Here is a 24,706-nt window from a genome sequence, read left to right as displayed (position 1 = left end):
CAGTCCGTCCACTCACATCGCAGCCCTGCAAAAACATGCCCGAGCACTTCGCTGATTCCGACGCATATCCCTCTCCCGGGTAATCCGTCCATCTGGTTCCAACGCATATCCTGGGATAACAATTGAGCAATGCGATAATCGTTCCCTGAAGGAACTGTACAGCTCCCTGACAATTGCGATATTCTTTTCTTCCATACAGGCTTGTTCAATTTCGATAGGCCAAGAACTGTATCGGATAGGAACGGACGATACTCGGGCCGCTTTCGAGCTTGACAATCTTACCTTCTTTCCAATAGCAGGCTTTTCCGAACTGTTCCCCGCCAACGTATATCTCCCCATTTATCCGCTGTAGAAAAGAAGCCTTGGTAAGCGGCAGCAGTGGATCGGTCTCCAGCTCGGTCCTGGTCACGGATAGCTCACTCAGGTCGGTCTGCGTATCTACCCGGAGAAAAAACGCTCGGTTATTATTTTTTTCCCAGCCGGGTACAGAGAGTATATTGCCTTCCATCATACCCTTTCCAAAATTATATCTTTCTGTAGGCAACTTGAGCACATAGCGCACCACTTTTCCCGTCTCAGGATCTATGCTTAACAATAGGTACGCAGGATTTTTATCATCATTCCGAATAGCGCTGACCAACAGCACCAATCTGCCCATCTGGTTATAATATGCTGAATGGACGTGCTGCTCGCCATATCCTTCCAGATCGGCCCTTACCTTCTCGATTCCCCGGATCTGGTGGGCTAAACTGATCTCTATAGCTCCTTGCAGATACGTTGCCTTGAGCGAGATCAGACCAGTAGGGATCTTGAAAAGTGCAAATGATATATCCGCTGGCATGTCCAGTTTCTCAATTCCCAACAGATTATCGATCTTATATACGTAACTGATGGTTCGATATCCCGTGGTCTGACAGGAGGCGTGAAGGTACAGGTTTCCTTGGGCATCGGTGTGATGGGCATAGAGGTTTTCCTGCCGATCCGTCATCAGCGTAAGGTGCACTTCATCAGAGAGCACTTTTTTCCCCTCATAGGTAAATAGAACTACCCGTGCCCTTCCCGCAATGAGCTCCGTGCCGAAATAGACGAGATTACGGCCACCGCCAATCTGTAATTCATGCGCACCGCTGAGCCAGATCTTATCGTGGTTCAGTGGAATGAACGTCGTACTGCTTCCGCCTTCAGCTTTCCAGATGGAGGGAATACCGTTGGAAGTTGTTTTGGTACTTTCGACCCCGAGTACATCGATCTTTAGGCCCTCACCCTGTTGGGGCTCGGGTTCCTTCCTGTTACATCCGATCAAGATGATCGCTGAAAGGATCACTATTGCTTTGCTGAACATGTCATATCTTGATAAATTCCACCCTTCGGTTCTTGGCCCGGCCTGATGCCGTCGCATTTTCGGATACCGGCTCCGTTTCTCCCTTGCCCGAGGTCATCAGCCTTTCACCATCAATTCCTGAGGTTCTCACCAGCCAATCTTTTACCGCTTCGGCACGCTTGCCACTGAGGGCAAGGTTGCCCGAATCATCGCCCACCCCATCAGTGTGGCCCACTATGTTGAGACGGATTGCTGGCTCTTGCTCCAGGATAGCAGCGATCGTTCGCAATACCCCAGCGGATTCCGGTTTTATGGAAGCCGAAGCGGTTTCGAACAGGATGCCCGTGGTAGCAAATCGGCCTTCCTCAAGGAGCTTACGTCTGGTATCCGGGATCCCTTTTGCAATTTTGATATTACCTATGAAAACACCGATCTGTTCATCTTTATAGGGACTGCTGCCCAAGCGCAGGAACAGCTGGTTCATAACTCCTTCTTTAGCGATCCCTTTGGGTACATCATATAGCTTCTGGCCGTCTATCCAGATGCGCAAACGCTCTTTTTGGCCTTGGACCGCTACATGGACAGGCCGACCATACCAGTTCTTTACAGCCGGATTCCTCTCGGGAGCGCTGTGGAAATGACGGACATATCCAACATGGCTCTCCAGATTGATATTCCCCGCATCCGCGAGCGGCGAGATTTCCATATAGAATGACTTGGTCCCCTTGGGATCGACCAGTAGCTTATTGGAACTTGGCGATTCTTTTCCGGATGCCAGAAGTCCGAACTGGAACGAAGGGGGGAGCCAACCCTTGAAATCGATATCCATCACAAGATCGAATTCAACGGTAAAATCGCTACCAAATGATTTTTCATTATCCGTTAGGGAGACACTGTTCTGGACAAGTCGAAGCCATTTTCCGCCGATACCGTCCAGGGATACGATTACCGAGCTCCTGTTGCTGTTCCATCCAGCTGGAAGTTCGCCCAGAGCTTCTGTGGAGAAATCATTCGCATATAGGAGCGTATCTCCCGGTTCGAAATCGTACCTACTGAACGACCCTATGGGTTTCCTCCCTTTTTGGGTCCTAGGAACAGATTCACCCGAATCCTCTTCTCCATTTTTGGAATTGTCTTCTCCTGCAGATTCGATCACCTTGTCCATACCTTTGTTTAATGCCTTATCGGTCTGCTCAAGTATTTTTCGGGTTGCCGTGTTCTCTACCTTGCCCTTTATCTTTTTTAATATGGACTGGGCACTGGCATCCATGGATATGCTGGTGAGTATACTGATCCATGCAATTGATGCTATGAATGCATTTGATATTGTATTTTTCATATGGGTTTGATATTGATAGTCCGTAAGGACAAAAATATAATGGACCTGGATGGACAAACGATCTTTTCGACCAACGGCCCTAATTTTCCGATAGAGGTGCTGGAGGCTAGACGAAAATGATTACAGTTTAAATGCAACCCCCACGTTCAGTACCGTAGCGCCGTAACCAAGCTCTGCCAATGCACCTACCTTTTGCGAAGCCCAGTATCTGGTTCCGATATGAACGCCCCACATAAATCCTCCGGCTGATGCAGAAACAGGTTCGGAGCCATCTCCCGACCACTTAACAGATGCTACGTTATAACCGAGCATCGCACCACCATAAGGATCGAACCTTTCCGAATTTACCTTCAGGTGGTAGGATCCCCTTGCTGCAGCCAGGACATAGCTATATTTCCATTCTCCGTACTCATTATAGCTTTCCTTCTTTCTGGCATAGGCAAGGTAGCCGCCAACACTGATGCGGTCAGAGACAGCTTGCTCATAACTGACTCCCACAGGGATGCCCAAGCCCCCGCCAATGCCCACACCGCCATTTAAAAGTTTGTCGCCTTGCTTAAAAGACTGTGCAAAAGAATTGTTGCTGCCCAGCAGCAGGACCATGGCTGCCGCTCCGATTGTTTTTATTGGATTCATATATAATTATTTAAGATTCAATTTTTTCACTCGTCAGCAGACGGAATACCGAAGCTGACTCGGCAAAGCTATCGTGATTCATAAGGTTTTAATTAAGTACTACCCAACATGAGATTTACGTAGGCTCTGTGTGAACTCACCGTTGCCCTTTCATTAAGTAATACTACTGAGGTTCTTTTTTGAGAAATACTACCCTAAGAATCGACTGTTGGTAAGGCTATTTTTGTTACCATGAGAATCTTCTATCTTTTATTTTTGGCCTCCGCACTGGGGTGCGGCAAAAAGGACACAGCTCCCGAAAATTCCGGAAAAGTCAGCGGAACGGTAAGGGACGGTGCGGGCTCACCGATACCGGGGGTCCAGATCATCGTGGACAACAGTATATTCTTCAACAGCAACCTCTCCACAAAAACAACATCTGAAGGGAATTACACTCTGGCGCTCCCAAAAACCGGAAGCTGGTACGCATTTGCAGTCCACAGGGTACCGTTCAACGGAAAGACCTATGAGTGCTATCTACATCCCGAGGATCCAACGGGGTTTGGACCCGAGGGTGCTGTGCGTCATTTCTCCTGGAAGCTCTCCGGTCAGAAAGCAGCTCCTTTAACCGGCCATTATGGAGGGACAGTAACCGTCGATAACTTTCCCGGCCTCTATCTGGAAACAGACAAGATAAGGTTTACCCTTATCCCACAGGGCAATCTAATCGATGGTTCCCAGGGACAGATCTTGGAAAGGTACGCTACGGACGGACAGCAGATCCTGGATGTTCCGATCGGCCGATATAAGATCACCGCCCGCTATAATGGCGAAGCCCTAAAACTCCGCAGATGGAACACCGAAGATAGCTTTGCAACTGAACTGATCCTTGACTTTGAGCCGCAGATCGCCGCTCAGTGCGACAATTGTCTTAAGCTGGAATATAATAGATAACCATGATAAAATATTTGTTAGGAACCGCTGCATTGATTTTGCTGTTGACATCTTGCGCCAAGGACGACGCCGTTCTGCCGGAACAGCACGGCCAAAAAATCGTTATTCCGCCATCCAATGGAAACCCGGGCACTCTTCCCGTCACCGTGGAACTTCCTGCGGGGCTGATCGGGGTAAGCAGGATCCACGACAAGCAGAACGGGCTCAGCATAGAAAAATACCTGATCACCGTCCCGCCGACCGAGCGGTACGGTGGTGGCCGGGATACGACCACGGTCTATATAGGAATGGCATGTCTGAACAAAAACAGGTCCATGCCCTGGTACGATAACATCGGACCCGAACAGGTATTCCCCATATCCAGGAACAATTACCCCAAATTTATAGTTTCCACAGACCCGAACTTACGCAAACTGCTTGAGCTGCTCCAAGGACATCCCGGACTTAAGGTCAATGCGCACTGGGATCCGGTAGCTGCGCATGAGGAAGATTACGTGGTTCCCGAATGGATGAAGATACACAAGAGATCCAGGACATTATCTGGGATGTCACCGACGGTTTTGGGCTGACGCACGCTAAGATGGCCGAGTTCAGGGAAAAATTAAAACAGTATCGATAGTACAGATATACCATAAATATTCATGAAAAAAGCATATCCATTACTAACCATATTCACTTTGTGTTGGACTTTGGCTCTTGGACAGCAGATCCAGGGCCGGGTTACCGATATCCATAACGTACCCCTACAGGGGGCTACGATCAACATCTACCGACAGGACAGCGGAACTCCTATCGAATCGGTCAGTTCGGATTCCACCGGCCGGTATATATTCGAAAAGCTGACCGTTGGGATATACTATCAGGTCAAAAGTACAATGGTCGGTTTTGAAGCCTGGGCAAAAGATTCTATCCTGATAAAACAGCCTACATCTTTAGAACTGCATATCGCGATGGAGCCCAGCTCCAGCAATTTAGCTGAGGTGACCGTAACCGCAGAAAGGGCTTATATCGAAAAACGTCACGACAGAACGGTAGTAAATCCAGATATCATGTTGTCCAGTACCGGAGGAACGGCGCTGGAGGCCCTTGAAAAATCACCCGGTGTTCTGCTTGATCAGAGCGGAAACATCCGTCTCTCGGGAAAATCAGGTGTTTCCGTGTATATTGACGACCGACCGACCAACCTTGTCGGTGAGCAGCTACGGGAATTTCTACGTACTGTTCCGGTAGCCCAGATCGACCGGATAGAACTGATGACAAATCCACCGGCAAACTACGACGCTGCGGGAAGCGGGGGAATCATCGCAATCCATACCAAACGATATCGATCTAAGGGTATACATGGAGGTGTGAGCCTTGCCTATCAGCAGGGAAAATATGGACAGACAAACAATAGCGCCGATATTGCATTCAACAACTTCAAATGGGCACTGTCGGCCACTACCTCATTTTCGACAACGGACACCTATACCGATCTGGATATTCTCCGTAAATTCGAGGGCGGACAATCCCTCATGTCTCCGATATTTTCGCAGGATACCTGGATCAGGAGAAAGGGTACTTCCCTATCAGGCCGGATCGGAGCGGATTATTTTATGGATGAAAAGAGCACGATCGGTGTCAACCTGAACCTTAGGTCCTCTCCACTTGAACTGAAATCCTTAGGGGAAAGCCGATTTATTTCATCTCCCGAAAACCCTGACTCTATCCTGATCGCAAACAACATCGAAGAGCGTACATTTTCCAACTTGGGAGCAAATCTCAATTACCGCTATAAAAAACCGGAATCTGGGCAGAAGCTTACCATTGACCTTGATTTCCTTAACTATAGGGGAAACAACGAACAGCTTTTTGATAATTCCACCTATCTCCCGGGAGGTGAAGCAACCGCTTTCGAATCACAGCTCGGAAGGGTACCTAACGATATCAAGATCTATTCCGCAAAGGCAGATTTTGTCCATCCCTTTAAAGAGACCATACGTATATCATCGGGGCTCAAGACCAGCAGTACCTTCACCGACAACGATGCGGACTTTTACAGGATATTCGAAGACGACATGGTAGTCGACCTCGAAAAGACGAACCATTTCCGGTTCAGGGAATCTATCCATTCCGCCTTCACCAGTATTGACGGGAAATATGGGAAGTGGAGTTATCAGGCCGGTTTGCGCTTTGAAGGAACCATCTCCAGTGGACACCAACTGGGCAACGGAATGCAGCCGGATTCTTCGTTCAACAGAAGGCACTTTGACTTTTTCCCAACCGTCTATCTGCAGTACAGGCCCTCAGCTGAAAGCAAACATACCATAAGCCTGAATTACGGAAGACGGATCGATCGCCCACATTATGCCTGGTTGAATCCATTCGTGACCCCATTTGACAAATATACCTATTACGTCGGTACGCCGTATCTGAGGCCTTCCTTCATAAATCAAACAGAGCTTTTATACACTTTCCAGCCACTTGTCGATTTCACGCTTGCCTACGCAAAGGTTAAGGACCTCATGAGCGAAACCATCCGGATCGAGGATGGGGTCTACTACAGTCAGCAGGGCAATCTGGGGTCCTTGAAGACTTTGAGCGCCACGCTCAATGTTACCTATAGCCCGATAGAGAAGTTCACTCTTACCGGCCATACGGCAATACATCACCTCCATACCAAAAGTGCAATCTATGGACAGCAGCTCGATACCAAGGGAACATTTATGCTGATCAGGCCAACACTCACCTATAAGCCTTCCGAAAAATGGTCCTTTCAGGTGGACGGTGAATATCAGGGAGGTCAGAAATTCGCACAGTTTAACATGAAGGAACGCACAAGGGTAAATTCTGCCATCAATTTCAAGATGAATGCCGGATGTTCCTTTAATCTCGCTATAAATGATATTTTCCACAGCGATATCAATGCGGGCGAAATAGGCTATCTGTCCGGAACCTATGCGACCTTCTCTACTTTGCGCGATTCAAGGACCGTCAACCTGTCCTTTAGATACCGGTTTACCAAAGGTGCCAAGAACGATCGGCAATATCAGGGAGGCGGGGCGCAGAGCGAGCAGCAGCGAACATAGATGAAAGGTTCAGACCAGGACAGTTTTGACTGTCCTGTCAAACTATTCAGACGGCGGACAGACACTAACGTTTGATACGAGCCCGGAAGGGTGAAGGCGTTTCTTCCATGTATTTCGATAGGTTTCTTTATGCAGATGAAGGCCCCATTTGGATCTGCATGGTTTTCGATCTTTTTAGATATGGTCATTCTTCGGAGAGTACTATCGTATGGCCCGTATATTCTTTAGTGGAACAGAGAATGGGAGGCAGGTCAGCACTGAGGACATGCCTGAACCTGGCCGATGCAAAGGGAGACCTTTTCCTTCCGAGTTCAAATTCATGGGACACTACTTTCATCCCCGTAACCTTCCCCTCCAACATTTCATAGTCGATGAACCTTCTGCCACAAATACGGTTTGTTCCTTCTTTTATGATAGAAACAACCGCACTGACCGGGTCACCATTTTTGGAGTAGCTGATTTCCATCTTCTGGGTTTGGCCTGCACCGGTCATAACGATCCGGTTGAGCCTTCCGGAAAGGTTGTAGCCAAAATTCATAAACTCATCCTCCTCCGGGCAGTTATAAGAAACGATCCTCTGCAAATTATCGTATTGCATCCGAAAAGTGGAAGTATCTCCGTTTTCGTAAACGGTATAACTATCTGGTAGCGAATAGAAAATAGGGGTAGTGGCATCCGTGCGGCAAGATACCGACATCAGCCCCAGACCACCCAGGATAACGAGCAATTTTAGTCTAGTCATGTTTAGGTGAAAAAATTTTACGCGAATTTCACTCAATTGGATGGAACGATTAACCGTTCATCTACCGCAATCCGCAAATGCGTAAAACTACGGCCATCATCGACGCTGGAATAGAGTTGTCTTGTTCAGAAGATGAGTTCCCTGACCATCGGAACGTACTGCTTGCCTACCCCGATCTCGATCTCTCCGCTCACAAGGAGATAAAATCTCCTGACATCCCTATAGAGTTCCTGCACATGTTCCAGATTGACCATGTAGGACCGGTGGACCCGCATAAACTTATCGGGATCAAGCCTCTGACTGAGTACCCCTATACCATGGTTGCTGAGATAGGCGCTACTGTCGGTGGTATAGATCCAGGTATAGTCCCGGTCTGCCCGCAAATAGGTGATCTCAGGTACATTCACCTTTATTAGCCTGCCGCCTTTTTCCAAAAATATACGACCGGGGTATCCGGCCTGCCGGGCTGAGGAAAATGGTCTGGCCGCTTCAGGGGTACCGATACGGATCAAGGTTCGTTTGAGATTTTCTGTACAGATAGGTCGGCGAAGGTAGCCCGTGGCACCATGGTCGATTGCCCTGACCGCATCTTCCGCATTATCCTGGGCTGGCTTCAGGACAATCAGGTAGAATCAAGGTGCATGACCGCCGAAGAGCGCTACTACAAATTGATGGAGGCCCAGCCAAAAGTGATCCAGACCGTCCCACAGAAATACATAGCTTCCCTTCTGGGTATCCACCAGGACAGTCTGAGCCGTATCAGGAAAGGGCTGGCACAGAGGGGACAGATCAGATAAGCCCCCTCAGGTAGGCCTCCCTGACCAATCCGGCCGCAGTCCTGATATTGAGCTTTTGGTTCAGGCTATGCCGGTGCGACTCCACGGTCCGAATGCTGAGAAAGAGCCTATCGGCGATTTCCTGATTGGAATGTTCATGCGCGATCAATGCCAGTACTTCACATTCCCGGCTCGTCAGCTTTACGTTCACTGCAGCATTCCTACCTGTAATGGCCTGATCTATTATGGAACGTTCGATCTCCCTATCGATGAACTGTTTTCCGGACATTACACTCATGATGGCTTCAACAAGTCCTTCCCGATCAGTTCCCTTCAAAAGATAGCCCATCGCTCCGTTTCTCATCATCTTCCTCACGTAAAGGACCTCGTCATGGTTGGTAAGAGCGATAATGGGCAGCTCAGGACATTTCTCAAGAATCTTCAGACAGAGTGCCGTTCCATCGGTGTCGGGAAGCTCGATATCGAGCAGCAGAACATCTGGAACCGTTCTCTGCAGTGCAGAGAGAAGATCCTCTCCGCTTTGGGCCTTTAGCACCACTTCAAACTGCTGGAAGGTATCCAGCATCTGGACAAGCCCCTCTATGATCAGGGGATGGTCATCCACTATTCCTATCGTTGTCATATCTATAATTTTTCTACAAAGTAACTGATCGTCATTATCTCTTTCTACCGTACTTCTACCCATAGGAGAAATTAAGGTATGTCCACTTCACCATCTATTTTATAGGAACTGAACCGATCTCGAAATAGATTGTAGTACCGTTGCCAAGAGAAGTGCGGATTTCAATAGCTCCGCCCAGTTTTGTGACCCTGGAGACAAGTCCGCTCAGTCCCAACCCTTTCCTAGGGGCATTATTTTTGTCGAAGCCTATGCCATTGTCCTCAACGGTTATCCGTAAGATCCTCCCATTGCCCTCAAGCTGCACGATCCCTTCGGTTGCTCCTGAATGCTTCACCATATTGGTAACGGCCTCCTGAACCGTTCTATAGAGCGTCAATTCTACGGTTCTTTCAAATCGGGGAATATCGCCAATGGGATAAAAATCAATGGAAAGTCCGTTAGGTATCGGAAAGATCGTTCAGAAACTCGATCCTTCCCTCTTCATACGGGTACACAGGTCCTTTATTGTCAACCTGTCGAAGATCGAACGCATAGTGAGGACAGGATCCTGTACCTCTCTCTTTATGGACGATGGACATGAGATTATCGTGGGTAAGTCTTACCTTGCGAAAATCAAACCTTTTCTTCTCTAGCCAGTGCGGATTGATCCGCAACATCCGGAAGAATCCTACGTTTTCCTCACTATCATAGGGATTTTATTTTGAAATCGATCTTTACATCCCTTCTTTCGGTGATCCCACACCCTTTGTTGCTATAAAACACAGGTCCATCATAGGTGCCCGTGATAAACCCTCTCGCCCTGGTTATCCGCGTGTTCCCACCGTATTTATGTTCCCCCGTGCCACATTCCAAGTACATGTTGGCAAACATCTTTGGGGTTCCGCCTTCTAAAATAGAAACTCCAAGAAATGATTGACCAGCCGCGTTTCCACCAGGATAACTTCCTGCCTCTGTACCAAAGCAGAACAAGGTCACCTGATGATTTCCTTTTTCGTCCTGGGAACCCACCGTTATCTGTCCGCCCATGACCGCGCCGCTCAATCCTCCGGAAAGATCCAGAAGTTTACCTCCAATATTTAGATAGAAATAGGTTTCCTTCTCCAGACGGATCTTGGTCAATAAGATTAATTTTCCGAATTTCCGCCTGCCATTAGGTGCTTTTGGATCACTGACATATCCATTTTTACTTTCTACTTCCACCTGGATTTCGACATCTTCCGTTTTGGTTATATTATGGGGCGCATAATATATCGCATCCCCCAGGACCATACTGGAATTGATCCTGGGCGAGAGCATTCCGGCACCTGAAATTATTTTCCAGTTCTTTACCAGAATATCATTTGATCTTCCGATGTCCTCCAATGCAGCGAGCGGAACACTGTCGATGTGGTTGTTTGCGTTCAATGCCCCGAGTATCTGCTCCATCAGCTTCAGTTTAACCTCGCCGCCACTTCCCACAGATTTTTTGTCCTTTCGAAGTGTCACCTGATCCAACCATACCCAGTCACTGAAATGGGAGGTAGTCGTACTGACGTGTTTCGTCCCACTGTCGAGGGCCGTTGAAACCCCGCACCAGACACCGTCATTACGTTGGAAGGCGATCATTCTGGAAATTGGATTACCGGGGCCAAAGGGCTCGTGGTTAAAGGTTATCTTGACAGGCTTCTTAAAAATCCGACCTTCTGGTATGAGTCTATAGGCAGGCCTTTCAGACAGTCCGTCATGGGTGTTGCTGATGGGTTGTATACCAAATAGTGTTGGTTCCCCTACAGCTCCGGGCGGCACGTCAAGCCGTACCTGTCCTTCCAGCTCCAGAGATCCTCCTGATGAACTGATGGTCTTTGTGATCCCCTCACCTGATGCGGTTCCCTTTTCCCGCTGTATGGGATCTGAAACAGCAGGTAAAGGCTCCTCTCTTGAAGGATCCCTGTCCTTTTTGCACGAAAGAAAAAGAAAAATAAGTAGGAAAGGTATATACTTCATTGCTTAACGGGTTTTATGCAATTATAACATCCAATGTTCATTGCTGAAACCCACTTTCGACCAAGCGACTAATTAGGGGGACAAAGGCTACATGGGCCTGACAAAAAGAATATCGTCCAAAGACATATATTAAGGACGGGATGCTGATTTTCTAAAAGGGAAACCCCTGCTATGGTCTCTCCGTTGGTACTGACGATTCGTTAATCTGTCAAATCGGACCGTTCGTCGATTCAATGAATTAGCTCTCAAAAAAAAGACGATCTTTAGATCAAAAAAATAGAAATATGGAATTTTTTTCAAATCGGATCGGGGCTAAATACAGAATGCTTTTTCTGTATCTTCTGATCTCATTCATGAGCATAAAAGTTTGGGCTGGTAACAGAATATCCGAACCGCTCAGAATAGCAACCTATACCTATGGGAATAACACTAGAATGGAAAACCTGCGCCCTTTGGCCGATCTTATTGAAAAAAGATTTGGGACCAAAGTAGAGTTAACAAGCTACAATGACATCAACGATCTGGTAACAGCTATCACTCAAGGGAAAGTGGACATCTCATTTATCAGCACAATGGGAAATCTGGTACTCAATAACGGAAAGCACAAACATGCTATGGAAGCGGTTCTGACCATGGAGGTTCCTCAAAATGCATCCGTAAAATATAGAACGGCATTCGTTGTACCGCGGGAATCGGATATTGTTTCCCTGAAGGATATCAGTCACCTCAAGGGCATTCGACTTGCATTGGTAAGCCCCGAATCTACCTCGGGCAACCTTATTCCAAGGTTTGTACTAGAAAAGATGGGAATTAGTTCTGTTGGATCTTTTTTCGGGAATATCAGTTATGCGGGGTCACACAGGTCGGCACTCGAACATGTCCTTGATGGGCACGCTGATATGGCTGCTTTCGGGAGTTCGGAGTATACGGAATACGTGAAAAAAAATGGAAATAACAGTAAAATAAGACTTGTACAGTTGTCAGACCCGATCCCACTTGGACCTGTACTGTTCAATGGATCTCTTGATAAAGATTTCCAACAAAAGCTGAAACAGCTATTGACCTCGCTCCATATAGAGTATCCACTGGTTTTTTCAAAGATTACGCAAGGATGGATAGAAGCGATCGGTGCAGAAAAATTCATAGCCATAGACCCCGATTATTATGAAACCTATATTGATTCAAAAGACAGGTAAGCTTCCCCAAATTAAGACTGCATAATTTTACAAATTTCTCACTTCCCTCACTTCATCCCAGGGTGTCAAACAGGTAACAGTCCAGCACATTTTCACGGTGGGTTCCATTCAATCTTTCCACATTCCTTTCCTGTCGATCCCGATCTTGCTGTTAAATATGACAAACTGCTATATTTCATCTCGATGTTTAAGGGGGGATTTTTTTTTGGTCCTTCCTTTCATAGAATCAGCCGTCGATGCCAATTATAGACATATTTTAGTGGTGAAAATTAATTTACATATCATTGTTTTATTTTCAGGCAGGTTTCTTATCTTTATAAGACAGGAATTATAGTCATTTTTTAAGCAATCTATTAGCAAATTTTAACCTATTGTGTCATGTTTCTAAGGAAAATTCATGTGCTGGGTTGGGTAGCAATGTTTTTCGCTGTTCAAGTCTGCCGGGGTCAACAATTGCCACTAAATCATAATATTGTTCCCAATTCACCGGCGGTAACAGAGTTTGGAAGATTTACCAACGTTCCAGTCGGAAGATATACGGGAACGCCTGAAATTTCAGTTCCTCTGGATGTCCTACAATTTGGCGATCTCAAAGTGCCCATTTCAATCAATTATCATGGCGGGGGCATACTTGTTGAACAGGTTTCTACAAGTTTGGGAATTGGATGGTCATTGAATGCAGGTGGAGCAGTCAGCTGGAACGTCAGAAAGGAGCACGACCTCAGTGTTTTAAACAGAAAAGTGATGACAAAAGAGGAAATTGATGCCGGAATTTATCTTCCGAATCTTCACGATGCCATAAGCCCATCCGTAGATACCGAACCGGATATTTTCTCCTATAATTTTCTTGGTTTTTCAGGTCAGATCCTTATGGACCGAGACGGTAAATTTTATGATATACGCGGAAAGGAAGACCTGGCCTTTACACGTGACGGATATGGGCTCAAAGCAATTGACCTATTTGGAAATGAATACAGTTTCATGGATGAAGAGCGCGCCCAGGTAAAAAATAAACCATTGTCTGGATCTTTTAGCAACCCAACAGTGCTCTCCCAGTCTGGACCGGAAAATGTAAGCACCGCAACTACCGCTTTGTACCTCACCAAAATAACTTCAGCTGATAAAAAACAATGGATCGAATTCAGCTATTCTGACGAACAGTATACAATCGATTCCAGAGTCTATGGAAGTATATACTTCGACCCTATAGACATCAAATGGAAAGAATCAGCAGGAAGCACCGTCAGGCATGTCAATGGGGGAACAGTCTACAGCATGACCATTCCGGGAGGCACTTTTGGTAAAACACAGACTACGCACTTCTCAAAACGTATCAGTAAGATCAGAAGCAGTAACGGTGAATATTTTTTATTTCAATATGCTGCACAGCCGCGCAAGGATCTATTAGGTTCCTACGCCCTTAGAGGGATCTCGCATTACAGTGCAGGGAATGAACTGTTGAAGGACTGGCAGTTTGAACAAGGGTACTTTGAGTCTACTGTAAAATTTGGCGCAGGCACTGCGAACGATGAAAGCCAAAATTTTCGGCTGAAGCTATTGGCAGTAACGGAAATAGCTGGCATTACGGGCGGCGGAACGGTGAAAAAAGTTCACAGATTTAGCTATTATGGTGATGATCCCAGTGAGCATCAGATGCCTTATCGCACTTCCATGCATGGAGCAGACCATTGGGGTTATCTGAATTCGGAAACTACATTTGATGAATCTAGAAAGATTAACAATATTTTTCCCAATCTAAGTGACCTCTCCTCACTGGACAGGGAAACAATTGACAGATACGGAAACTTGGGGTCTGCAGTTACTTATGATGAGCTGCCGGGCAAAATGAGGTTTCCTCAGGGAAGTAACAAAGAGGTGAATGCAGAGTATGCAGTAACGTATTCACTTAAATCCATCACTTACCCGACCGGGGGAAGATCCATTTTCCTTTATGAGCCTCATGATTATTCTTATGCGGGCAGCCAACGGCAGGCTGTCACCAGATCCGGAGGTCTACGAATTAGAGAAATCCGCAACTATTCTTCTGACAGTGTCTATACCTATCAGCGTTACAGTTATCTCCATGATTATGGCAAGCCCTCCAGTTATAGTTCGGGGAGCATTATCAATGTGCCAAACCATATTACACAGACCGTGATGGCTGTTAATCCCAATAACGGGAGCGGAACCGGCCAACGTTCGCTGGATGTTTTCCTACGGATGAATTCCGGCTCGTTTACGCCCAGATATTCTGCCGGCGGTGATTATATCGGCTACGCGGAAGTTATCGAAGAATCCGGCCCCGGAAAGACGTTCTACGAGTATTACTCCATAAAAGATGCACCCAACAGTTACTTTATGCTGCTATATAGTCATGTGGGATCAAGAACATCACCCTATAATTTGCAATATGCGTATGCTCCCTATCCATCGCTGTTTAATAACAGTGGCTCCTATTTCTCACCGTTTTTATTTCAGCCATCCTCGAGCGGATATAATGGGCATATATATGTTAGAGGACACCTAAAGGCTCGCAAGATCTATAACTCGGCTAATAAAATGGTTCAGAAAGAAGATCTGCAGTACAATTTTGTTCCGACAAGAAAAATTTATGGAATGATGCCTTTCCGTTTTGATCAGTCCTATGGTGGAGGTGTCTCTGTGGAACAGGAGACAGATCTCGGAATTTATTGGCATCAGCTGGGAAAAGCAGAACTGCGCTCCAGCACGGTCACTGAAACTTTTGAAAATGGAAGTTTTGAAAAGAAAGAAAAATATGCTTATAACAGCTATGGACTCCTAAATGAGAAGGTATCATTTCTTTCGGGCGGGGATTCATTGGTTACAAAACTGCGCTATCCGACGGATATAACGACATCAGTTTATCCCCAGATGGTACAGAAAAGAATGATTAATTTTCCCGTAGAATCCGTCCTATTGAGAAATGGTAAATTAATAAAAGCGCAGATTCAGACCTATACCATGAACGGCACGGCATTTCTGCCCAAGGATACCTATTCGCTGGGAGCCAGAGGTAGTGCTACTTATCAGTTCTTTAACGGAATAGCCAGGGATTCAAGGATGAACAAACCGGAAAATTTGATATCGCGCTATGACGCCAATAATAATCTCCAAGAACGTACCGATGCATCGGGTGTGAGGTCAGTATATCTTTGGGACAAAGACAAGAGATTATTGGCAGAGTGCCGAAATATTGATTATACAACGGTAAAAACTGTTTTCCCGGCAATAGAAACGGATTCATTTACAGTCCTTGACGTGGACAGGTTAAGAAGCCTTTTGCCTACAGCTATGATAACTACCTTCCGGTATTCGAAATTTGGGACTATTTCACGGGTCACAGACTTTAACGGTGTCGAAACAAAATATGAGTATGATGAACTCGGCAGACTGAGATCTCAAAAGGATTTCAACGACGATATAATTGAACAATATATTTACAAGTATCAGGTCGATTAATATGAAAAATTACCTTCTTCTGCTCGTGCATCTGATTTTCTTTGCATTTCCATTACTGGGACAGAAAACCTATAATCTGCCCGCACTCACATCTTTACGTCAGCAGTTTGAACTTGATGGCCATCAGGTAAAAACCGGTGAAAACCCGACAGTTCTTGTGTATTTCACACTGTTGGAAAAGACAGATCTTGAAGTTCTTGTCACCGGTACACTGAACAGCATTTTTAGGTATTCACAGCCGCAGCAGAATCTTACCAGCTTCAATAGGTTCAATGGTACATATAAAGTTCCCTCTCTGGAGGCTGGCTCTTATTATATGGTGCTCACCTCGACCTATGCAACACCTCCCAATACCACATATGACTTTTATTCCCAACTTACGTTTACTTCCTACAGGTATGTTCCTCCGGTCACTCCAGAACCTGTGGAGCCCGACCTTTCACAGTTACCCAATATTTTCCCGACAAGCGCCGGTAATTATATAATTACCTCCCGGCCCCGGACAGCTGTTAAAACTGCGACTTTTAATCCGCTGACCGAACAAGTTTCCGTGAATTTTTTTGATGGTCAGGGAAGATTAATCCAGATTTTGGAGAAGGGGGCTTCACCTTCCAAGAAAGATATTATCCGTCTTGTGGGGTATGATACTTATGGACGGAAGAGTGAAAATTGGCTGCCTGTTGAAAGCTCCTCGGCAACGGGTACATATAACCTTCCCTCTGCTGTAAGGACTGCGGCTATTTCATTCTATGCAGACAGTGTTCCCTACAGCCGGCCTGTATATGAAAAAGATCCGCGCCAGAAAAATATACAGAATTTCGGTCCGGGCAGGGAATGGAAAGTCAATGGACGCTCTAATTCATTGGATTCCTACACTAATACCGGAGTCTCTGTGCAGGATAGATTTACCTGTATTAAGTATATGATCGAAGCTGGACGTGTCAAAAAAAATGGATTCTGGCTATCAGGAGACTTAAGTGTAACTGAGCGAAAGGATGAAAATAATAACTTGGTCCTCGAATTCAGGGATAAATCCGATCAGCTTCTGTTGTCCAGAAGGATTAAAGGTACAGAATATTTTGACACTTATTATGTTCTCGATTTTTATGGCAACATTGCCTTTGTTCTTCCTCCTGGAGTACAGGCTGAAGCGTCCACGGGACTAATCCCCACAGCTGATATTGATAATATCTGCTTTCAGTACAAATATGACGAAAAGGATAGAGTAGTTGAGAAAAAGCTTCCCGGTAAAGACTGGGAACACATTGTTTACAATATTTACGATCGTGTTGTCCTCATCCAGCATGGACTCCAACGCCAGAAGGCGACAAAGGAATGGCTCTACACAAAATATGACGTACATGGCCGTACAGTCGAACAGGGTATATTTAAAAGTAACCTCCTGCGGGATTCCCTGCAGAAAATTCTGGACGCTGAAAAGATAACAGCTACGACTTCCCTTTTCGAAACCAGGTCTTCTGGAACTGCTGTTTATGACAATAAAAGCTATCCTCGTACTCAGATCACTCCTCTTCAGACATTTTTCTTCGATGATTATACCTTTAAGGCAGCCACTGTCCTGCCCTTTACATCGGCAGATTCTACATCAGCCGTAAAAATGCTCCGAACAGGCAGCCTGACGAGGAATATTGATGGTACGTCACCGCTGATGCGCGTGTTTTATTATAACAAAAAAGGACATATTATTCAGCAGGCCGGCCAGAATCACCTTGGAGGAACAGACTATCAGACGAACAGTTATAGTTTTACAGGTGAATTGCTCCAGAGTACACGATTGCACACCTCCGCTCCCGCAGGGCAGCAGACTGTTATCTCAACAACGAATAGTTATGATCATGCCGGAAGACTGCTTGATATACGAAAAAAGATCGGCTCACAGGCAGAAATTATCCAGAGCCGCCGCAGCTATGATGCTGTGGGTAGGCTGGCAAAAGTAAAGTTGCACAGTGAGAATAGTGGAACAGGCTTTCTTACCGAACTCAGTTACGTGCATAATGTGAGAGGATGGTTAAACAGTATTTCATCTCTGATATTTTCTGAAAATCTCTATTATGAATCGGCGATATCGGGTGCCGAGCGACAATTTAACGGTAATATTTCGGTGCAGGACTGGAAAAATGGGAGCAATTCTCAACAGCAACGTTTTATATATAAATATGACAGTCTTGATCGCCTGATCAGTGGGATCAGTACAGGGGCGGGGATGAGCGAAGTGATGTCGTATGACCCACGAGGAAACGTCAGAACACTGTCGAGGGACGGGCAGCTGACCAATTATAGTTATCAGGGAAATAGACTTACGGTGCTTTCTGGCAACATATCAGGAAATTATGCTTATGATTTGAATGGGAATGCCATAAAGGACCGTCTCGGTCTGAACGTTACGTATAACCATCTAAATTTGCCGGGAAATATTAACAGGCCACAGACCGGAACCTTGCCAGCTCTAGTGCAGACAAATCTTTATGATGCTAACGGAACAAAATTAAGAAAGACGGTCACACTGGGAAGTATAACCACCCAACGCGATTATGTTGACGGTATCGAGTATAATAAAGTGAGCACAGGACAGGCTGTCATTGAAAGAATTGCGACAGAAGATGGTTATCTGCAGAATAACGGCGGGAATTATAGTTATCAATATTATCTTGCTGATCACCTTGGGAATACCAGAGCCGTGATAAAGCGTGGTGCAACTGGAACCAGTGTAGAGGTGATTCAGAGGCAGGATTATTATCCCTTTGGAAAAACAAAATCTGTTTTGTCTGGAAGTATTAATCGCTATCTTTATAACGGAAAAGAAGCACTGGAAGAAATTGGTAACCAGTATGATTACGGGGCTAGATTTTATGATGCTGAAATTGGGCGATGGAATGTGGTGGATCCGAAAGCAGAACAAGGAAGAAGGTTATCTCCATATAATTATGCGTTCAATAATCCGATACGATTTATTGATCCCGATGGAATGTGGCCGGATGATCCACCACCATTTGACATAAGTGATCCTTTTGGCAATGGAATGTCATTTGTCGAAAATCTTTATTGGGGTGCTCGGGACGCAATTACCTCGGCCGCTGTAACTGCAACTACTTACGTACAATCTTTGGTTACGGATCAGCCAGTTCAAGAAATCCAATATACTTATTCTGAGAATGGGAGGAGTGGTTCTCTTGCCAATGTTTCTGGGAATAAGCATGTTGCAACAGCGTTATCATTAGTAAATGCAGCGGCTTCTTTGCCTGTTGGAGGAGGGAATGGTGCGCTTTTAACTAAGACGCCAGGAGTGACATCATCTGCGGCAGATATTGTTAAAAGTTTGTCAAAGAGTTCCAATGTTGCTGATGTTGTTCAAGATGTGGCTAAAGTTGCTGCTAAGCCATCTTTGGTTGCGCAAGCAGAAAAAATCTCAGGAACATTAATGGGCGGGCGTAATTCTGTTACGTTGTCAACACCAAAACAGCAAATAAGATTTGATCTAAAGGGCAGAGCGCACGCAGGAGTGGAGACACCACATAAACAAGTTTATAATAAGAATATGGTCAATGGAGAGGTGAAGAGTATAACTAGAGCGAGTAAGGAAGCCGTTTCAATGACCCAACAAGAAATTAGAGCGGTAAGAAAATGGCTAGAGAAACAGTAAAGAGAAAGATCAGTTTGCCTCAATCTGAATTATTTAGAAACATTGCAGAGGTGGACTTGGGTGATACTTATTTGGATCTGCACAATGACTATGAATGCGTTAGATTAGAGTACAAAGTAGAAGATAAAGAATGTCGTCTTACTTTTAAGCGTGTCAATATGAAAACTGAGTCCAGTTATGAGCTAGTTGACTTAGTGTTTATTGATTCTGTAATGCAGACTTGTTCATTTGTTTTTGATGAAGGTGTGCTTGATGATTTTAAGACAATTGACCTGTTATATCGAGGTCGGTTTGAAAATAGTAATGGTCTAACTGAGTTTGATAGCTTTGGGCGATCGTTTTACTATATAAATTTTTATAGTGGAATACAGTTAAATGTATTTGCAATAGAGTTGATAGTTGAACTTTAGAACACCTATGGTGGTAAGTTAAAAAGGCGGTTTGAAGCTGCCACAGAATCGGGCGGACTACAAAAAAGTCGTGGTAACCAGTATGATTACGGGGCCAGATTATATGATGCTGAGATCGGCAGGTGGAACGTGGTGGATCCAGCGGCAGATATGATGAGGAGGCACAGCCCATATAATTATGCTTATAATAATCCGATCAGGTTTATTGATCCTGAGGGGATGGCACCTAGAACTGGTCAACATGGTATGTATTACGACTATGATGAACAACGCTATCGTGATGAAGACGGTAATGATGTGAGTCTTGATCAAGCAATGGCCTACCACCAACAAGGAGGAGATCAGGAAGATCCTAAGAAAAAGAAGCTTTCACCAGAAGAGGTGGATAGACTTAATAAAGAGTCGCTCCAATGGCAGAATGGTGTTTTAAGAAAATTCAATAAGGGGTTGTTATGGACCCGAATGCTTTTTTCTGGTTTTGGTGGGGAAAAATCACTGACCATGACAAAAGGATTGAGAGGAGGGTGGATTAATTTTGGTTCCAGCACAGGTAGCTTGGTTATTCAAGCTGGTGGAAAATTCTCTGCAAATGAGGTTGCTGCTGCAAACTATCTTAAAGATCAAGGGTATAAAGTCATTCTAAGAAGTCCAGTTGGTACTAGAGCTGGGGGGCAAACATCTGATTTAGTTGTAAATGGGGTGAATTATGATGTTTATACCCCAGTAACAAATAGTGTTAATGCGATTGTTTCCGCAGTTGCTCGAAAAAACTCTCAAGCGGTAGGAATCGTCATAGATCTTTCGAAAACAAACGTTGTGGGTAATCAGTTGAATAATATTTTACAAAGAGTCCAAGGCGCAGGAGCTATTAATATTAAAAATATTATTATAATGCCAAAATAATTATTGTTATGCCAAAAGTAAGATGTATTTGTGATTATGTGATTAGCTTGAGTGAAATACCGAGTTCCAATCAATATCTGATGATATCGGATGTTTCTTTTGAGAAATATTTTAATATAGAAATAAAAGCCGAGGAATTGTATAGCGAAATGAAAATAGTTGCGCACTGTCCGAATTGCGGTAGATTACACGTTTTTTATAATGGGTTTGATAAAGACCCAGTTGTTTATCGAATAGACGGCTAGATGTCGACAACGCCCTATCCGATAAGGATTGGGCGTTGTTGTATTATTCGAGTATCGCCTGCATCTTGCTTTTAGCAAGGAATGCATCTAGCAAGGCAAGTACATGTTCCTTTTCACTTTCAATGGGCTTTTTCAATATCCTGAAACCTTTCCACTGTCCTATGGTCAAAGGCCATTTCGCTTGTATCACCAGCGAGACACCAAAGGCAGCCCAGATCAACCGTGCGCTGCTGTCGCTCCGCTACTGGTTTACCTTCAGAATAAAACGGGCTCTGCACAGGGCAATCCTGCATCGGGTTTACGGTCAAGGGAGCGGTAAGAAATATACCTACAGGGTTACTGAAACGAAAGGAGCCGGATAATCTTTATGAAAGTTATGTCATAAAAGACGATCGTGCCTACCGTAATAAAACACTATTGTTATATCTGGGCTCAACGCTTGGAGAGCCGGAAACCCTTCACCGTCCAACCAGCCAGCACATTGTTGCCTTTATCCTGCTAAACCACTTTCACGGCACTAAAGGGCTGTCCTAAAGTCCGGTTCCACCGAAACCGATGAACAGACCAACCGTAGAATACCGCTTGCAGAAACCAATAAACTGCTATCTTTGGGTAGGTAAAGTTCTTTGAGAAAGGCGGTTTGCAGCTGCCACAGAATCGGGCGGACTACGAAAAGTCGTGGTAACCAGTACGATTACGGGGCGAGATTCTATGACGCAGAAATTGGACGGTGGAACGTGGTGGATCCAGCGGCAGATATGATGAGGAGGCACAGCCCATATAATTATGCTTTTAATAATCCGATCAGGTTTATTGATCCTGACGGGATGGCACCCAGAGCTGGTCAACATGGTATGTACTATGACTATGATGAACAACGATACCGTGATGAGCAAGGGAATGATGTAAGCCTTTATCAAGCAATGGCTTATCATCAGTAAGGTGGAGATCAGGAAGATCCTCCAAAGGAGAAGCTTTCACCAGAAGAAGTTGATAGACTTAATAAAGAGTCGATGCCGGTTTCATTTCCACAAGCGGGGAAATGAACTTTTTACTGGTCTGCTCGAATCAGTCCTTGGGTGGAGCGAATATTTCAGGCGACGGAATCGCTATTTTACTGTGCAAAATGCAGCAGTCGGACGGAAAAATCTCCCCTTCTGGGCGAGTTGTCGGTCAGATTGGCTCAAATGTGCTCAATATAAATTAACATGAAAAGGCCATCAATAAAATAGGAAAAGCGCTGGCGCTGGTATTGGCGGCGCCGATAAAATTGCCGGGAAACCTATCTTCACCACAAATTATTATCTTTGCGGGTTCCTAAGTGGCCTGATTATTGTATCTAGTGCGACCGGTTACGTTATACTAAAACGTTGAATGGAGCGTTTTGTCATTTTACTGAATTATTGCTTATTATACTTAGATGAGTAACTTGTGGAGAGGAGGCTTGTCCGTCAACAAGCCGCGGTGGATCATACTGCTGTTGGATATGATCTTGGTAGCTGTCGCTTTTTTTGTCAGTTATGTACTAATTTTTAAACATCGCGGAGGTGTCGTGATCGATAAGATGATCGCTCAGTCCCTGGCCGTAGCAGCAGTGTACCTCATCTGGTTCTGTATTTTCGGCACCTATAAGGGAGTGGTGCATAAAGTTGGTATCCGCGAGCTGCAGCGTATTGTACTCGCTGTTGTGCTGGCCTACTTGTCGGCCGAACTGATCGCCAAGTTGATCGAATTTGCCCATCCTTCGTTTGACTTCTTAACATTTATTCTTCCGTTTTCGGATACGCAGCTGCTGTTCCATGCGCTGATAGCGGGATTTGGGATGACATTCAGCCGGGTGCTTTATCGGGCGCTGTACCACGAGCTGGTCTGGGGCAACAAGGACAACCGTATTCCGGTCATCCTCTTCGGCGCAGGCAATATGGGGAATACAACCTTCCACTTTATCCATACCACTTCGCGCAATAAATACCGCATTGTCGCCATCATGGACGACAACCCGCACCGCATAGGCAACCGTATCCAGGGCTTTAAAATCCACGATATCAATAATCTCAATAAGCAGTTTGTGCAGCGGCATGGTAATGCCGCCGAACTCATTGTGGCGATAGATAACCGTACTCCTGAGCGTTTAAACAAGGTGTTTACACTGGCCGAGCCTATCCCTTTGGTCGTCAAGATCATTCCGGATACGGCGCGTCTGCTTGCCGGCGAAGTGGCAACGCGGCAGATCCGCAGTCTGCGTATCGAGGATCTGCTGGGGCGCAAGCCGATTGATCTGGATAACCCGGCTATTGCGGCGGAAATGCAGGATCAGACGGTGCTGGTGACCGGCGGTGCCGGCTCCATAGGCGGCGAACTGGTGCGGCAGCTGGCGCTGGTGGACATCAAACAGTTGATTGTGATGGATCAGGCGGAGTCGGCCTTGTATGATATTCAGCAGGAACTGAGTGCATACGCCAACTTTGACCGATGTGTCTTTATTGTCGGCAATGTCCGCGACGAAATATTTATGGACAAGTTGTTTGCGGCGTATAGACCGACATACGTCTTTCATGCCGCTGCCTATAAACATGTGCCGCTGATGGAGGCCAATCCGTATGAATCTATCCTGACCAATGTCTGGGGATCGTATAATGTGGCTTCGCTAGCGGATAAATACGGGGTGTCCAAATTTGTGATGGTTTCTACCGACAAAGCGGTCAACCCGACCAACGTCATGGGGGCAACAAAACGGGTGGCGGAGATCGCCGTGACAGCGGTAAACCTGCAGTCAAAGACCAATTTTATCGTGACGCGCTTTGGAAACGTATTAGGGTCCAACGGCTCGGTCATTCCCCTTTTTGAAAAGCAGATGCAGAAGGGCGGACCGCTGACGATCACGGATCCGGAGATCACCCGCTATTTTATGACTATTCCTGAGGCCTGCCAGCTCGTGCAGGAGGCTGCGGTGATGGGCAAGGGCGGCGAGATATTCGTCTTCGATATGGGACAGCCGGTCAAGATCATGGATCTGGCCAAACAGATGATCCGCCTCAAAGGCTATCACTATCCGGAAGATATTGATATCAAAATCGTCGGTCTGCGCCCGGGCGAAAAGATCTATGAGGAACTGCTGGCCAATGATGAGAATACAGAAAAGACGTATCACGAGAAGATCATGATCGCCAAGGTCAATACGGCGGATATCCACCTGCAAAAAGACAGGGTACAGCGTTTATGCAGCTTTGCGCGCACGGCAGACCCGAATGAGGGGAAAATGGAACTTGTGCGCATGATCAAGGAAATCGTGCCTGAATACCGCTCGCAGAATTCGGTCTTTTCGGCTTTGGACAAATAGTGTTCCGGATAGCGCAATTCTCGAACCGTA

Annotated in this window: 23 protein-coding genes and 1 pseudogene; 16 read left to right on the top strand and 8 right to left on the bottom strand. The window is 45.7% G+C overall.

Going from position 1 to position 24,706, the window contains the following annotated elements:
- Positions 1-205: 205 nt before the first annotated feature.
- From FGL37_RS06535 to FGL37_RS06525, 3 genes are all read right to left on the bottom strand, one after another.
- Positions 206-1,342, bottom strand: a complete 1,137-nt coding sequence (locus FGL37_RS06535) for a hypothetical protein (protein ID WP_028069292.1) — start codon at positions 1,340-1,342, stop codon at positions 206-208.
- Between the two features lies 1 nt (position 1,343).
- The gene (locus FGL37_RS06530) at positions 1,344-2,660 is read right to left on the bottom strand and encodes an OmpA family protein (protein ID WP_028069291.1); all 1,317 of its coding nucleotides are present in this window, start codon (positions 2,658-2,660) and stop codon (positions 1,344-1,346) included.
- Positions 2,661-2,780: 120 nt separating this feature from the next.
- Positions 2,781-3,296: a hypothetical protein gene (locus FGL37_RS06525; RefSeq protein WP_051606675.1), complete on the bottom strand. Its 516-nt coding sequence runs from the start codon at positions 3,294-3,296 to the stop codon at positions 2,781-2,783.
- 231 nt (positions 3,297-3,527) lie between these two features.
- Here FGL37_RS06525 and FGL37_RS06520 point away from each other — a divergent pair, with 231 nt between their 5' ends.
- The 3 genes from FGL37_RS06520 to FGL37_RS06510 all read left to right on the top strand — a co-directional run bounded on the left by FGL37_RS06520 (position 3,528) and on the right by FGL37_RS06510 (position 7,297).
- Positions 3,528-4,229, top strand: coding sequence for a carboxypeptidase-like regulatory domain-containing protein (locus FGL37_RS06520; protein WP_051606673.1), 702 nt, complete (start codon positions 3,528-3,530; stop codon positions 4,227-4,229).
- Positions 4,230-4,231: 2 nt separating this feature from the next.
- Positions 4,232-4,798 (top strand): hypothetical protein, encoded by a 567-nt coding sequence (locus FGL37_RS06515; RefSeq protein ID WP_028069289.1) that lies wholly within the window; start codon positions 4,232-4,234, stop codon positions 4,796-4,798.
- A gap of 72 nt (positions 4,799-4,870) precedes the next feature.
- On the top strand, positions 4,871-7,297 hold the full coding sequence (locus FGL37_RS06510; protein WP_081817826.1) for a TonB-dependent receptor: 2,427 nt from the start codon (positions 4,871-4,873) through the stop codon (positions 7,295-7,297).
- Positions 7,298-7,481: 184 nt separating this feature from the next.
- Here the strand turns inward: FGL37_RS06510 and FGL37_RS06505 are convergent, their stop codons facing one another.
- The gene (locus tag FGL37_RS06505) at positions 7,482-8,039 is read right to left on the bottom strand and encodes a hypothetical protein (protein WP_028069287.1); all 558 of its coding nucleotides are present in this window, start codon (positions 8,037-8,039) and stop codon (positions 7,482-7,484) included.
- A gap of 125 nt (positions 8,040-8,164) precedes the next feature.
- Complete coding sequence (locus FGL37_RS06500; RefSeq protein ID WP_051606668.1) at positions 8,165-8,551, bottom strand: LytR/AlgR family response regulator transcription factor; 387 nt, start codon at positions 8,549-8,551, stop codon at positions 8,165-8,167.
- A gap of 54 nt (positions 8,552-8,605) precedes the next feature.
- On the opposite strand from FGL37_RS06500, the gene FGL37_RS06495 reads away from it, so the two are divergent.
- Positions 8,606-8,836 carry a cyclic nucleotide-binding domain-containing protein gene (locus tag FGL37_RS06495; RefSeq protein WP_028069286.1) on the top strand — a complete coding sequence of 77 codons (231 nt, stop codon included), beginning with the start codon at positions 8,606-8,608 and terminating at the stop codon, positions 8,834-8,836.
- Here the strand turns inward: FGL37_RS06495 and FGL37_RS06490 are convergent.
- Together FGL37_RS06490 and FGL37_RS06485 are read right to left on the bottom strand one after the other, a co-directional pair.
- Complete coding sequence (locus FGL37_RS06490) at positions 8,829-9,458, bottom strand: response regulator (protein ID WP_028069285.1); 630 nt, start codon at positions 9,456-9,458, stop codon at positions 8,829-8,831. The two genes, FGL37_RS06495 and FGL37_RS06490, sit on opposite strands and share 8 nt — an antisense overlap.
- 94 nt (positions 9,459-9,552) lie before the next feature.
- The gene (locus FGL37_RS06485; protein ID WP_028069284.1) at positions 9,553-9,834 is read right to left on the bottom strand and encodes a sensor histidine kinase; all 282 of its coding nucleotides are present in this window, start codon (positions 9,832-9,834) and stop codon (positions 9,553-9,555) included.
- Between the two features lie 49 nt (positions 9,835-9,883).
- Here FGL37_RS06485 and FGL37_RS06480 point away from each other — a divergent pair, with 49 nt between their 5' ends.
- A complete protein-coding gene (locus tag FGL37_RS06480) occupies positions 9,884-10,090 on the top strand; it encodes a LytTR family DNA-binding domain-containing protein (RefSeq protein WP_081817824.1) in 207 nt (68 codons plus the stop codon).
- 52 nt (positions 10,091-10,142) lie between these two features.
- Here FGL37_RS06480 and FGL37_RS06475 read toward each other — a convergent pair whose 3' ends face one another.
- A complete protein-coding gene (locus FGL37_RS06475; protein WP_028069283.1) occupies positions 10,143-11,441 on the bottom strand; it encodes a hypothetical protein in 1,299 nt (432 codons plus the stop codon).
- Between the two features lie 284 nt (positions 11,442-11,725).
- Between FGL37_RS06475 and FGL37_RS06470 the strand changes: the two genes are divergently transcribed.
- The 11 genes and pseudogenes from FGL37_RS06470 (at position 11,726) to FGL37_RS06430 (ending at position 24,676) form a co-directional block, all read left to right on the top strand.
- Entirely contained in the window at positions 11,726-12,637 is a 912-nt protein-coding gene (locus FGL37_RS06470; RefSeq protein WP_028069282.1) for a phosphate/phosphite/phosphonate ABC transporter substrate-binding protein, read from the top strand.
- A gap of 378 nt (positions 12,638-13,015) precedes the next feature.
- Positions 13,016-16,117 carry an RHS repeat domain-containing protein gene (locus tag FGL37_RS06465; protein WP_028069281.1) on the top strand — a complete coding sequence of 1,034 codons (3,102 nt, stop codon included), beginning with the start codon at positions 13,016-13,018 and terminating at the stop codon, positions 16,115-16,117.
- A 1-nt stretch (position 16,118) separates the two neighbouring features.
- Positions 16,119-19,778, top strand: coding sequence for a DUF6443 domain-containing protein (locus FGL37_RS06460; RefSeq protein WP_028069280.1), 3,660 nt, complete (start codon positions 16,119-16,121; stop codon positions 19,776-19,778).
- The gene (locus tag FGL37_RS06455; protein ID WP_028069279.1) at positions 19,760-20,188 is read left to right on the top strand and encodes a sortase family protein; all 429 of its coding nucleotides are present in this window, start codon (positions 19,760-19,762) and stop codon (positions 20,186-20,188) included. The genes FGL37_RS06460 and FGL37_RS06455 overlap by 19 nt, the downstream gene beginning before the upstream one ends.
- Before the next feature lie 75 nt (positions 20,189-20,263).
- Positions 20,264-20,398, top strand: a pseudogene (locus FGL37_RS25915) (RHS repeat-associated core domain-containing protein); the annotation flags it as partial.
- Positions 20,399-20,407: 9 nt separating this feature from the next.
- Positions 20,408-21,091, top strand: a complete 684-nt coding sequence (locus tag FGL37_RS25485) for a CdiA C-terminal domain-containing protein (RefSeq protein ID WP_028069278.1) — start codon at positions 20,408-20,410, stop codon at positions 21,089-21,091.
- Positions 21,092-21,099: 8 nt separating this feature from the next.
- The gene (locus FGL37_RS26225) at positions 21,100-21,336 is read left to right on the top strand and encodes a DUF8617 domain-containing protein (protein WP_081817823.1); all 237 of its coding nucleotides are present in this window, start codon (positions 21,100-21,102) and stop codon (positions 21,334-21,336) included.
- A 161-nt stretch (positions 21,337-21,497) separates the two neighbouring features.
- On the top strand, positions 21,498-21,698 hold the full coding sequence (locus tag FGL37_RS06440) for a hypothetical protein (protein WP_138096712.1): 201 nt from the start codon (positions 21,498-21,500) through the stop codon (positions 21,696-21,698).
- Between the two features lie 264 nt (positions 21,699-21,962).
- Entirely contained in the window at positions 21,963-22,277 is a 315-nt protein-coding gene (locus FGL37_RS06435) for an RHS repeat-associated core domain-containing protein (protein WP_028069276.1), read from the top strand.
- A 101-nt stretch (positions 22,278-22,378) separates the two neighbouring features.
- The gene (locus tag FGL37_RS25700; protein WP_160169475.1) at positions 22,379-22,543 is read left to right on the top strand and encodes a hypothetical protein; all 165 of its coding nucleotides are present in this window, start codon (positions 22,379-22,381) and stop codon (positions 22,541-22,543) included.
- Positions 22,544-22,756: 213 nt separating this feature from the next.
- Positions 22,757-24,676 carry a polysaccharide biosynthesis protein gene (locus FGL37_RS06430; RefSeq protein ID WP_028069275.1) on the top strand — a complete coding sequence of 640 codons (1,920 nt, stop codon included), beginning with the start codon at positions 22,757-22,759 and terminating at the stop codon, positions 24,674-24,676.
- Positions 24,677-24,706: the final 30 nt, after the last annotated feature.

Origin of the sequence: Sphingobacterium thalpophilum, assembly GCF_901482695.1 — a bacterium.
Taxonomy (GTDB): Bacteria; Bacteroidota; Bacteroidia; order Sphingobacteriales; family Sphingobacteriaceae; genus Sphingobacterium; species Sphingobacterium thalpophilum.
Note: the sequence above shows the minus strand (reverse complement) of the source record. Positions and strands in the feature narration are given on the sequence as shown.